General features: G+C 60.2%; 11 protein-coding genes. 6 read left to right on the forward strand and 5 right to left on the reverse strand.

Features of this window, described 5'->3' with window-relative positions; translation table 11 throughout:
* Positions 1 to 138 precede the first annotated feature (138 nt).
* The 3 genes from J2Y90_RS07335 (at position 139) to J2Y90_RS07345 (ending at position 4,078) form a co-directional block, all read left to right on the forward strand.
* Positions 139 to 2,067 carry a RecQ family ATP-dependent DNA helicase gene (locus tag J2Y90_RS07335; RefSeq protein ID WP_253497966.1) on the forward strand — a complete coding sequence of 643 codons (1,929 nt, stop codon included), beginning with the start codon at positions 139 to 141 and terminating at the stop codon, positions 2,065 to 2,067.
* Positions 2,068 to 2,275: 208 nt separating this feature from the next.
* Positions 2,276 to 3,502 carry a 3-hydroxyacyl-CoA dehydrogenase gene (locus J2Y90_RS07340; protein WP_253497969.1) on the forward strand — a complete coding sequence of 409 codons (1,227 nt, stop codon included), beginning with the start codon at positions 2,276 to 2,278 and terminating at the stop codon, positions 3,500 to 3,502.
* A 144-nt stretch (positions 3,503 to 3,646) separates the two neighbouring features.
* On the forward strand, positions 3,647 to 4,078 hold the full coding sequence (locus J2Y90_RS07345) for an acyl-CoA thioesterase (protein ID WP_253497972.1): 432 nt from the start codon (positions 3,647 to 3,649) through the stop codon (positions 4,076 to 4,078).
* A 55-nt stretch (positions 4,079 to 4,133) separates the two neighbouring features.
* Here J2Y90_RS07345 and J2Y90_RS07350 read toward each other — a convergent pair whose 3' ends face one another.
* From J2Y90_RS07350 to J2Y90_RS07365, 4 genes are all read right to left on the reverse strand, one after another.
* Positions 4,134 to 4,616 carry a glycine zipper domain-containing protein gene (locus J2Y90_RS07350; RefSeq protein WP_253497975.1) on the reverse strand — a complete coding sequence of 161 codons (483 nt, stop codon included), beginning with the start codon at positions 4,614 to 4,616 and terminating at the stop codon, positions 4,134 to 4,136.
* Positions 4,617 to 4,947: 331 nt separating this feature from the next.
* Positions 4,948 to 7,296: an FdhF/YdeP family oxidoreductase gene (locus J2Y90_RS07355; protein WP_253497978.1), complete on the reverse strand. Its 2,349-nt coding sequence runs from the start codon at positions 7,294 to 7,296 to the stop codon at positions 4,948 to 4,950.
* Entirely contained in the window at positions 7,293 to 8,132 is an 840-nt protein-coding gene (fdhD, locus tag J2Y90_RS07360) for a formate dehydrogenase accessory sulfurtransferase FdhD (protein ID WP_253497981.1), read from the reverse strand. The genes J2Y90_RS07355 and fdhD overlap by 4 nt, the downstream gene beginning before the upstream one ends.
* Before the next feature lie 101 nt (positions 8,133 to 8,233).
* Positions 8,234 to 9,112: a LysR family transcriptional regulator gene (locus J2Y90_RS07365; RefSeq protein WP_253497984.1), complete on the reverse strand. Its 879-nt coding sequence runs from the start codon at positions 9,110 to 9,112 to the stop codon at positions 8,234 to 8,236.
* A gap of 138 nt (positions 9,113 to 9,250) precedes the next feature.
* Between J2Y90_RS07365 and lysM the strand changes: the two genes are divergently transcribed.
* Positions 9,251 to 9,700: a peptidoglycan-binding protein LysM gene (gene lysM, locus J2Y90_RS07370; RefSeq protein WP_253497986.1), complete on the forward strand. Its 450-nt coding sequence runs from the start codon at positions 9,251 to 9,253 to the stop codon at positions 9,698 to 9,700.
* A gap of 100 nt (positions 9,701 to 9,800) precedes the next feature.
* Here the strand turns inward: lysM and yrfG are convergent, their stop codons facing one another.
* Entirely contained in the window at positions 9,801 to 10,463 is a 663-nt protein-coding gene (yrfG, locus tag J2Y90_RS07375; RefSeq protein WP_071174081.1) for a GMP/IMP nucleotidase, read from the reverse strand.
* Between the two features lie 88 nt (positions 10,464 to 10,551).
* Here yrfG and nudE point away from each other — a divergent pair, with 88 nt between their 5' ends.
* Positions 10,552 to 11,121, forward strand: coding sequence for an ADP compounds hydrolase NudE (gene nudE, locus J2Y90_RS07380; RefSeq protein ID WP_253497988.1), 570 nt, complete (start codon positions 10,552 to 10,554; stop codon positions 11,119 to 11,121).
* 7 nt (positions 11,122 to 11,128) lie between these two features.
* Positions 11,129 to 11,956, forward strand: a complete 828-nt coding sequence (cysQ, locus tag J2Y90_RS07385) for a 3'(2'),5'-bisphosphate nucleotidase CysQ (protein ID WP_253505088.1) — start codon at positions 11,129 to 11,131, stop codon at positions 11,954 to 11,956.
* The last annotated feature ends 64 nt before the right edge of the window (positions 11,957 to 12,020 follow it).

The raw sequence follows: 12,020 nt of genomic DNA on the forward strand, positions 1-12,020 counted from the left end.
TCGTGTCGTCTGTTTTCGCCTGTGGCCGAGCCTTGCGGGCTGTATCATTCCGTATTGATTTGCCCTCGACCTTTTCTCGACTCGCTGCGATCGCCCGCTAGGCTTTTGGCATGTCAGCGGTCAAAGGAGTGACAGCGTATGCACAGCACCCTGGAACAGGTGTTTGGTTATCCACAGTTTCGCCCGGGTCAGGAGGCCGCAATCAGCGCGGTGCTGGCGGGGCGCTCGGCGGCAGCGATCTTTCCCACCGGCTCCGGTAAATCACTTTGCTACCAGCTGCCGGCACTGCTGCTGCCGCACCTGACGCTGGTGGTCTCGCCGTTGCTGGCGTTGATGCAGGATCAACTGGCCTTTCTCAAGCGCCACGGTATTTCGGCGGGCAGCATCGATTCGGCACAGAGCCGCGAGGATGCTAACGACGTCATGGCCCGTGCGCGTTCGGGTGAGTTGAAGATTCTGATGATTTCCGTCGAGCGCCTGAAAAACGAGCGCTTCCGCAACTTCTTGCAGCAGGTACGGATCTCGTTGCTGGTGGTCGATGAAGCCCACTGCATTTCCGAATGGGGCCACAATTTTCGGCCCGATTACCTGAAATTGCCGGACTACCAGCGCCAGTTCAACATCCCGCAGGCTCTGCTGCTGACTGCCACAGCCACACCGAAAGTCATTGCCGACATGCAGGAGAAATTCGCGATCGCCCCGGTGGATGTAGTGACCACCGGTTTCTATCGGCCCAACCTCAACCTGCTGGTTGAACCTGTGCGTGGCCAGGACAAGCGCCGACGTCTGGTCGAATGGATGACCGAGCGTCCCGGGCAACCGAGCATTGTCTACGTCACGTTGCAGAAGACCGCCGAGCAAATCGCCGAGCATCTTCAACGCAACGGTATCCAGGCCGAGGCTTATCACGCAGGTTTGCCCCACGATCAGCGTGATGGCATTCAACGCCGCTTCATGGCCGGGCAGTCCAATTGCATCGTTGCCACCATCGCCTTCGGGATGGGCATCGACAAGAGCGACATTCGCAACGTCGTACATTTCGACCTGCCCAAATCCATCGAAAACTACAGCCAGGAAATCGGTCGCGCCGGGCGTGACGGTCAGCCCTCTGACTGCCTCGTGCTGGCCAATCGCGACAGCCTCAATGTGCTGGAGAACTTCGTTTACGGCGACACACCCGAGCGCGATGGCATTCGTTGTGTACTCGATGAACTGAAAGCTTCGGTGCCCGATGGGCAGTGGGAGTTTCTGCTCGGGCCATTGGCGGATCAGAGCAATATTCGCTCGTTGCCATTGAAGACTTTGCTGGTGCAGCTGGAGCTGCGCGGTCTGATTGCTCCGCGTTACGCCTATTACGCGGAGTATCGCTTCAAATATTTGCTCGAGCCGGAGGCACTGCTCCAGCGCTTCGAAGGCGAACGCAGGGATTTCGTTGCGGCGATCATCAGAACGTCCGCGCGAGCACGCACCTGGGCCACGGTAGATTTCGAGGCGATGTATTCGCAGTATTCCGCCGAGCGCAATCGCGTGGTGACAGCGCTGGATTACTTCCAGGAAAAAGGCTGGGTCGAGCTGGAGAGCAAGCAGATGACCGAGGTCTACAGCCTGTTGCATAGCGATTTTGATAGTGATGCGCTAAGCACTGAGCTGCATGAGTATTTCACCCGCCACGAACAGACTGAGGTGGCGCGGATTCACGCCATGCTCGAGGTGTTCGCCACCGAACGCTGCCTGGGTTACCGCCTGGCCGAATATTTCGGTGATCACAATGCCCCCGAGCGTTGTGGCCATTGTTCGGTGTGTCATGGCCATGTCGCCCGGTTGCCCGAGCCGCCAGCGCTCCCGGCGCTTGTGGATAAAAACTTCGCAGAATTATGTGGTGAATTTATCCACAGGCATGAGCAGCACACAGGGCGCATTCCGTCGGCCGAACGCCTGACGCGGTTTCTGTGCGGTATCAGCGTGCCGTTGTTCACCAAGCTCAAGGCACGCGCGATTCCAGGATTCGCGGCGCTGGAAGAGCATCCCTACGCTGAAGTCCGCGAGTGGGCGCAAGAGCACCTCTGATCTGTAGGAGCTGCCGAAGGCTGCGATCTTTTGATGTTGATTTCTTCAAGATCAAAGGATCGCAGCCTTCGGCAGCTCCTACAGGGGTCATCAAGGCAGGCGCTGCATCCATCCGCTGAATGTCGATCATCACGCTAATAAACTTCAAAAAGCGTCGTGGCCTGACTAAGGTTGGAATCTGTCTTCGGGCCACCCACAAGAGAACAACATGAGCCAGACATCCTTCGAAATCCAGCAGGCTGCGGTGATCGGCGCAGGCACCATGGGCCGTGGCATTGTCATGTGCCTGGCCAATGCCGGCGTGAGCGTGCAGTGGGTGGATAACAATCCACAGATGCTTGAGCAGGCGCTGACGACGGTCGCCGAAACTTATGCACACAATGTGCGTCAGGGCCGCATCGATCAGGCCGAAGCGGATGCGCGAATTGCTCGTGTGTCTGCGGCGGCGGATTACGCAGCGATTCGTAATGTCGATCTGGTGATCGAAGCGGTGTACGAAAACCTCGAGCTGAAGCAGAAGATCTTTCGCGAGCTGGATGGCTTGCTCAAGCCCGAGGCTCTGCTGGCGAGCAACACCTCGGCGCTGGACATCGACGCCATCGCGGCTGCTACGCGGCGCCCGGAACAGGTGCTGGGTCTGCATTTCTTCAGCCCCGCGCACATCATGAAACTGCTGGAAATCGTGCGCGGTGCGCAAACCTCGCCAGCGGCGCTGGAGGCAGCGCTGGCACTCGGCAAGCGCATGGGCAAGGTCAGCGTGGTGTCGGGAAATTGCCACGGTTTCATCGGCAACCGCATGCTGCATCCGTATGTTCTTGAAGCGCGCAAGATGCTCCTCGAAGGCGCTTATCCACAGCAGGTGGATGCTGCCCTGCAAGGCTTCGGCTTTGCCATGGGGCCGTTTCGCATGTACGACGTGGTCGGCATAGATCTGGAATGGCGTGCTCGTGAGCTAGCTGGCAAGGGGCAAGATGCGCCCGAGGTTCAGGTGGATAACCGCCTGTGCGAGCTGGGCCGGTTCGGGCAGAAGTCCGGTAACGGTTATTACCACTACGAGCCGGGCAGTCGACAGGCCGAGCATGATCCTGAAGTGGATGCGCTGGTGCTGCGGGTCAGCGAAGAGTTGGGGTTTCAACGCCGCGAGATCGGCCCCGAAGAAATTCTTGAGCGTTGTTTGCTGGCGCTGGTCAATGAGGGCGCGAAGATTCTGCAGGAAGGTATCGCCGGCTCGGCCCGTGACATCGATCTGGTGTACTTGAACGGTTATGGTTTTCCAGCGGAAAAGGGTGGGCCGATGGCGTGGGCGGATCGGCAGGGGTTAGCGGATATCCATCAGCGCCTGCTGGCGCTGGAGACGCGCCAGGGCGATCAGTGGAAGCCGGCGCGGCTGATTGGCGAGCTGGCGGCGCAGGGGAGGGGTTTTGCCGATCGTTGACACTTGTCGGCCGTGCTGACGTCTTCGCGAGCAGGCTCGCTCCCACAGGTTGGCGCATTCCAATGTGGGAGCGAGCCTGCTCGCGAAAGCTGTGCCGATATTTTGAATTAGACTCGCCAAAATAGCCTTGGGAATTGCTGATCAATGTCCAACCCGACACCACAACGCACCGACTACCCCCACTTCCAGCCCATCACCACACGCTGGCACGACAACGACGCCTACGGGCACGTCAACAACGTTACCTACTACAGCTTCTTCGACACGGCGGTGAACACCTATCTGATTCAGGTCGGCGGCCTGGATATCCATGACGGCGAAGTAGTGGGATTCGTGGTCAGTTCTGCCTGCGATTATTTTGCCTCGATCGCTTTCCCCGATCTGATCGAGATCGGACTGCGGGTCGGCAAGCTGGGCAACAGTTCGGTGCAATACGAACTGGCTGTGTTCAAGGTCGGCCAAAGCGAGGCGTGTGCGGCGGGGCGGTTCGTGCATGTGTTTGTCGATCGGGCGAGCAATCAGCCGGTGCCGATTCCTGCCGGTTTGCGCGGGGCCCTGGAACGGTTGGTCATCTGATCACGCAAAAAAAATCGCAGCCCCAGGGGCTGCGATTTTCATTCAAGCCTTCGCCTTAACGGTGGCGATAGTACTTGTGATGCTTGCGGTGGCCGTAGGCATGGCCGCGACCTGGATGACCACGGTCGCGGTAATAGCGGCGATCATCATGGCGGTCATAACGACGATCATTGTCGTCACTCTTGTTGCCCATGTAGTTACCCAGCGCGCCACCTGCGCCGCCACCAGCGGCGGAGCCGATCAGGCTGCCGGTGGTGCCGCCGAGGCTGCGGCCGACGACGTTACCGCCGGCTGCACCCAGTGCACCGCCGATGGCCGCTTCGCCACGGCTGCGCTTGTCTGCGCCGACCGCACTACCACCCGCGCCGCCCAGGGCTGCGCCGATGGTGGAACCTGTATTGCCGCCTAACGATTGACCGACGACCGAGCCAAGAACCCCGCCCAATGCGCCGCCCACACCTGCTTCGGTGGTGCCTCCGGCAGAAGCGAAGCCACTGACCAGGCCAAGGGACAACAAGAGAATCGAGGAGAACTTCATAGAGGATGAGCCTCAAAGGGATGACGGCGCCGATCCTGAGGCTCTGCATTGGGCGTGACAATCAAAATCCGACGAATAACACGACTTGTATACAATATTGCAAGTTACTGTTTTTTCACCGGAACTTAACCGATTTTCGCCGGTCTTTAGCTACTTCGGACAGGCCGTTTTTATACAAAAACGGCCTTTTTTGTGGGCGTTTGAAAAGTGCTAGCCGTAAGAAGTGTATTGAATGTCCTACCGCCTTCGCAAGCAAGCTCGCTCCCACATTTGAACTGCATTCCAATGTGGGAGCGAGCTTGCTCGCGAATAGGCCGGTACTGACGCCGCTTTAGGCGGATTTAGCCATGATCAATCCCGTCTCACTCGCCGCTTCCAGCCGGATCGCAATGAACTTCGATGTCGGCGTATGACTGCCATCCCCGGTGCTCTCCAATGGCACCAGCGGATTCACTTCCGGGTAATAAGCCGCCGCCTGACCGGCTGGAATATCAAATGCCAGCAGCGTGAAGCTCTTCACCCGACGCTCGCGGCCGTCGTCCCAGATCGACACGATGTCGGCTTTCTGCCCCGGACGGAAGCCCAGACGAATGATGTCGGCCTCATTGGCGAACAGCACGTCGCGCTGGCCCTTCACGCCGCGATAGCGGTCGTCGAGACCATAAATCGTCGTGTTGTACTGATCGTGAGAACGCATCGATTGCAGGATCAGATCCGGCACCTGGCCGGTGGCACGGGTACGCTCGTGAACCAGATCTTTCGGCAACTGGTTGGCGCGGAAGTTGGCCCGGCCAGACGGCGTGTTCCACTTGCGGGCACCAGCCGAGTTGCCCAGATAGAAGCCGCCCGGGTTTTTGATCTTGTCGTTGAAGTCCTTGAAGTTCGGGATGGTGTCGGCGATCAGTTCGCGAATGCGCCCGTAATCGGCCACCAGCCAGTTCCAGTCCACCGGTTGGCTGCCCAGCGTGGCGGCAGCGATGCCGGCGATGATCGACGGCTCCGAGCGCATCTGGTTCGACAGCGGCTGCAACTGGCCGTTGGAGGCGTGGACCATGCTGAACGAGTCTTCCACGGTCACCGCTTGCGCGCCTTCGCTCTGGATGTCGATATCGGTACGGCCCAGGCACGGCAGGATCAGCGCGTCTTTACCGTGAGCGAGGTGACTGCGGTTGAGCTTGGTGCTGATCTGTACGGTCAGGTCGCAGTTGCTCAGCGCTTCGAAGGTGCGCGAGCTGTCCGGGGTGGCCTGGGCAAAGTTGCCGCCCAGACCGATGAAGACCTTGGCGCGACCCTCAGCCATCGCATGGATCGCTTCGACCACGTTGTGCCCGTTGTGGCGCGGCACCTTGAACTGGAAGCGACGTTCCAGCGAATCGAGGAACGCCACCGGTGGACGCTCGTTGATGCCCATGGTGCGGTCGCCCTGCACGTTGCTGTGACCACGCACCGGGCACAGACCGGCGCCAGGTTTGCCGATATTGCCGCGCAGCAGCATCAGGTTGGCGATCTCCTGAATGGTCGGCACCGAATGACGGTGCTGGGTGATGCCCATGGCCCAGCACATGATCACGTTCCTGCCTTTGGCGTACATGCGTGCGGCTTGCTCGATTTCGACCAGCGTCAGGCCGGACTGCTCGACGATCTGCTCCCACGACGTGTCGTCAACGATGCCTAGATACTCCAGCACATTGGTGCTGTGGGCATTGAGAAAATCGTGGTCGAACACCGCCGGCTCACCAGCCTTCTGCGCATCGCGTTCCCATTGCAGGAGGAACTTGGCCATGCCGCGCAGCACCGCCATGTCACCGCCGAGTGCCGGGCGGAAGTAGGCAGTGTTGGTCGGCTTGTCGCCGTTGGTGAGCATTTCGATCGGGTGCTGTGGATGCTGGAAGCGCTCCAGACCGCGCTCTTTCAGCGGATTGATGCACACCACCTGGGCGCCGCGTTTCACCGCCTCACGCAACGGCTCGAGCATGCGCGGATGGTTGGTGCCGGGGTTCTGGCCCCAGACGAAAATCGCATCGGCGTGTTCGAAGTCGTCGAAGGTCACCGTGCCCTTGCCGACACCGACGCTCTGCGCCAATGCCACGCCGCTGGCCTCGTGGCACATGTTCGAGCAGTCAGGGAAATTGTTGGTGCCGTAAGCACGCACGAACAGCTGATAAAGATACGCCGCTTCGTTGCTGGCGCGGCCGGAGGTGTAGAACTCGGCCTGATCCGGGCTCGGCAGATCGCGCAGGTGCTTGCCGATCAGGGCGAAGGCATCTTCCCAGCTGATCGGCTTGTAGTGATCTGACTCAGCGTCGTAAACCATAGGCTCGGTCAGACGGCCCTGATATTCCAGCCAGTAATCGCTCTGCTCAAGCAGCGCAGTCACGCTGTGTTTGGCGAAAAATTTCGCATCGACGCGGCGTTTGGTCGCTTCCCAGTTCACCGCTTTCGCGCCGTTCTCGCAGAACTTGACCATGCCGCTTTCCGGCGAATCGCCCCAGGCACAACCTGGGCAGTCGAAGCCGCCGTTCTGGTTGGTCTTGAGCATCATGCGCAGATTTTTCAGGGCGTTGTCGCTGGTCAACCAGGCCTGGGCCACACTGATCAGGGCGCCCCAGCCGCCGGCGGCACCTTTGTAAGGCTTATAACGCGGGACAGGTTTCTGGTCGGCTTGATGATGTTGGCTCACGCTTGATTCTCCATCGCGGGGCTGTACACCCGCGGCGCACTTTTCTGCGGCAGGTGGATGAGATTGAGGTTGTGGCGCCGGGCCCATTGCACGGCCAGGCCAGTGGGTGCCGACAGGCTGACCAGGGTCTGGATGCCGGCACGCAGGACTTTCTGGATCAGTTCGAGGCTGCAACGGCTGGTGACAATCGCCAGCCCGCCTTCAGTGGATATCTTCTGGCGGATCAGCCCGCCGATCAGCTTGTCGAGCGCGTTATGCCGACCGATGTCTTCGCGGCCGAGCAGCAATTCACCGCTGGCATCCATGAACACCGCCGCATGCACCGCGCCGCAGTGCTGACCGAGCGGCTGGAACGCGCCGATGCGCTGGCGCAAGCCGTCGAGCCATTCGATCGGTGGCAACGCCGCGCCCGGCAACACCTTGAGGTCGGGCAGCGCCTGCTCTACCGCTTCGACGCCGCACAGCCCGCAACCACTGGTGCCGGCCAACTGCCGACGTTGCTGCTTGAGGTTCCAGAACGCACGGTTGGCGATGGTCACTTGCGCGTATTGCGCCGAGCCTGCGCCTGTTAGCTGCAGATCATAGATATCGCTGGCGTCTTCGATGATGCCGCTGCCAAGGCTGAAACCGACGATGAAATCTTCAAGGTCGGTCGGCGTAACCAGCATCACTGCCTGGCTGATGCCGTTGTAGGCGATCGCCAACGCGACTTCCTCGGCCAGCGCGGTGCTGGCCGATGCCTCGAAGGATAGATCGCTGTAGCTGTAGGTCTGGCTGGCGGCAGGCGCGGGCGTTTCGATTGCTGGCGCCGCGCAGGCTGGGCGCTTGGCGTTCATGGCATCACCGACGGTTTGATCAGGGTTAAGACTAGGCGCGGCAACTTGTCGCGTCTAATCGCTATTACCGATCTACCGATAGACGCTGTCGATCAAGCGTCTTATGGCGATTTTTGATACAGCGCGAAACAGGCTTCGGCCAGTGCCGAGCGCGGCGCGCCACGGCGCATGATCAGGCCCAGCGGCGCGAGGGTATGGGCATTCTCGATGGGTTGCAGACGCAGGTGATCGGCGAGGTTTTCCGCGCCGCCGTCGAGCGGCATGATCGCGCAGCAAAAGCCGCCATGTACCGCTTGCAGCAGTTGATGCACCGCGTCGGTTTGCAGCAGCGGCTGCGGCGTCAGGCCGCGGCTGTGGAAGTTGTGGTCGATGGACTGGCGAAAGTGCATGCCGCTGGTGAGCATGCACAGCGGCAGTTCGACCAACGATTCCCAGCTCAGAGGTTCTTCGCCGAAGCTGAACGAACGCTCGTCATACAGCAGGCCCATGCGCGTCTCGTTGAAGGCCAGCGAATCGAAACGCTCGCCGTCCAGGCGTTCCAGATACGACACGCCGATGTCGATGCGGTTATTGGCCAAGTGTTCGAGCACCTGCTCGGAGCTGAGCGACGACAGCTCGAAGCGCAGTTCCGGGTGCGCTGCGTGCAGACGTTGCATCAGCGGCAACGGATCGAAACTCGACAGCGGTACCACACCCAGGCGCAGCGTACCGATCAGGTTGCCGCGACAGGCCGCCGCTTCCGCCTGCAAGCCGTCGTAAGCCGCCAGCACCGTGCGCGCCCACGCCAGCACACGCTCGCCCGGCGCGGTGAAGCCTTCGAAGCGCTGGCCGCGGTTGACCAATGGCAGATCAAGTTCTTCTTCGAGGCTGCGCAAGCGCATCGACAGGGTCGGCTGGGTGATGTGGCAGCGCGCGGCGGCCTGGCCGAAATGGCGGGTTTCGTCGAGGGCGATGAGGAATTTCAGCTGCTTGATGTCCATCTTCGCTCCGGGCGGTTGGCGGGGTGTGGCGATTCTACCGCCTGCGGCGCGGCAGCGTCATTGGTCGGACTGGAACCGGGTTTGGCTGGGGTGGTCTAGTCTTGGACGACTGACCCTTTATTCCATGGAGTGAATGCAATGAGCCTGTTCAGTTTTTTGAAAGAAGCCGGTGAAAAGATTCTCGACGCGCTGACGCCGGACAAGGCCGAGGCTAACAGCGCAGCGCTGACCAAGCATGTACAGGAAGCGCTGACCGGTATCGACACGTCGAAGATTCAGGTCAAGGTTGAGGGCGAGAAGGTCATCGCCACGGGTGAAGCAGCGAGTCAGGAAGAGAAAGAGAAAATCCTCTTGGCCTTGGGCAACGTAGCTGGTGTGACTGGCGTGGATGATCAGATCACCGTGACCGGTGGAGTTGCCACTGCCGCGAAGTTTGTCACAGTCGAGAAGGGCGACACGCTGAGTGCGATTTCCAAGCGCGTGTATGGCGACGCCAACCAGTACAACAAGATATTCGAGGCCAACAAACCTCAGCTCAAACATCCAGACAAAATCTATCCGGGCCAAGTACTGCGTATCCCTGAATAACGCAAAACCATTGTAGGAGCTGCCGAAGGCTGCGATCTTTTGACTTTGATTTTTAAAACCAGGATCAAAAGATCGCAGCCTTCGGCAGCTCCTACAGGGGTCAAAGCCCTGCAATCAAATCGCGGTAATCCTCGACTGCGGCAAACTCCGCAGTGTCCTTCGGCCCTTTTCGGCTGTCCGGTTCTTTCACCGCGAGCAAATGCGCCACGCCAAAATCCCGCGCACTGCGCAGGATCGGCAAAGTGTCGTCGATGAACAGGCTACGTGCCGGATCGAAACCGATGTCCGCCTGCAAGGCATCCCAGAACTGCGGGTTCTCCTTGGGATAACCATAGTCATGCGAGCTGATCAGCCGCTCGAAGTAGGGCGCCAGTTCGATCCGTTCCAGTTTCAACGACAGCGAATCGCGGTGCGCATTGGTGATCATGATCACCCGTTTGCCGGCACGCTTGATTGCGTCGAGAAAGGTATCGGCATCCGCACGCAGGGCGATCAGGTGCGCGGTCTCCTGTTTCAGTTCGCGCACTGACAGCTTCAGCTCCGCGCTCCAGAAATCCAGGCAGTACCACTGCAACTGGCCGGCGTGGCGTTCGAACAACGGCTGCAATTCCAGTTCGGCCATGGCCCGGCTGATGCCGTGCAGTTCGGCATAGCGCTGGGGCAGGTGCTCGAGCCAGAAATGGTTGTCGAAGTGCAGATCCAGCAGCGTGCCGTCCATGTCGAGCAGAACGGTATCGATGTCGGACCACGGTAAAGAAGGCATGGCAACGTCTCGAACGGTGAAAGGATATCCGACGCTAACAATCGGGAAAGCCGCGTTATAGTAGCGCGTTCACGCCAAGGAGCTTTGCATGCGCCAGAAACCCACCGTACTCGCCCGTGAGATCGTCGCCACCAGTCGTCTGTTTCGCGTCGAAGAACTCAAGCTGCGATTTTCCAATGGCGTGGAGCGCACTTATGAGCGTCTGGTCGGCAAGGGCGCAGGCTATGGCGCGGTGATGATTGTGGCGATGCTCGACGCCGAGCATGCGGTGTTGATCGAAGAATACTGCGGCGGCACCGACGAGTACGAACTGTCTCTGCCCAAAGGCTTGATCGAGCCGGGCGAAGACGTGCTGGCGGCGGCCGAGCGGGAGCTCAAGGAAGAGGCTGGTTATGGCGCGCGCCAACTTGAACATCTGACCGAGCTGTCGCTGTCGCCCGGTTACATGAGCCAGAAGATTCAGGTTGTCCTCGCTACCGATCTCTACGAAGAGCGGCTGGAGGGCGATGAGCCGGAGCCGATGCGGGTCGACAAAGTCAATCTGCGCGAATTGTCGGCGCTGGCGCTCAATCCGCAATTTTCCGAGGGTCGTGCGTTGGCGGCGCTTTATTTGACCCGCGATCTTCTGAGCCAGCGCGGGGTATTCAGCTATGAGTGAGACGTCGATGAATTTCCCCCATCCGTTGATGGCGCCGGTTGTTGAGCTGGCTTTACAGGCCGGCGAGGCGATTCTGCCGTTCTGGCGTGCCGGCGTTGAAGTCACGGCCAAGTCCGATGACTCGCCGGTCACGGCCGCCGACCTGGCCGCCCATCACCTTATCGTTGCCGGGCTGACGGCGCTGGATCCGAGCATTCCGGTGCTGTCCGAAGAGGACTCCGATATTCCGCAGAGCGTTCGCGCCGCTTGGCAGCGCTGGTGGCTGGTGGATCCGCTTGACGGAACGAAGGAATTCATCAGTGGCAGCGAGGAGTTCACTGTCAACATTGCGCTGATCGAAAATGGCCGAGTAGTGTTTGGCGTGGTGACGATGCCGACCAACGGTCGCTTTTACGTCGGCGGTGGCGGACTCGGTGCGTGGCGTGGTGACAAGGGTGGTACACCAGTGGCCATTCAGGTGCGTGATGTGCCAGGCCCGGGCGAGGCGTTTACCGTGGTCGCCAGCCGCCGGCACTCCAGTCCTGAACAGGAGCGTCTGCTGGCCGGGTTGAGCGCCAGTCTTGGTGAGCTGCAACTGGCCAATATCGGCAGTTCCTTGAAGTTTTGCCTGCTGGCCGAAGGTGCTGCCGATTGCTACCCACGCCTGGCGCCCACTTCACAGTGGGACACGGCGGCAGCTCAGGGCGTGCTGGAAGGGGCGGGGGGCGAAGTGCTGGATCTGCGCGGCGAGGCGTTCAGTTATCCGCCGCGGGAATCGCTGTTGAACGAGTTCTTCCTGGCGCTGCCGGCGAAGGCTGCATGGCGTGCGCGACTGTTGGAGTTGGCGCGCTCCTGAGATCAAAAGATCGCAGCCTTCGGCAGCTCCTACAGAACGGTGTTCGATCACCAATATGTAGGCG

The organism is Pseudomonas koreensis (assembly GCF_024169245.1).
GTDB classification, from domain to species: Bacteria; Pseudomonadota; Gammaproteobacteria; order Pseudomonadales; family Pseudomonadaceae; genus Aquipseudomonas; species Aquipseudomonas koreensis_F.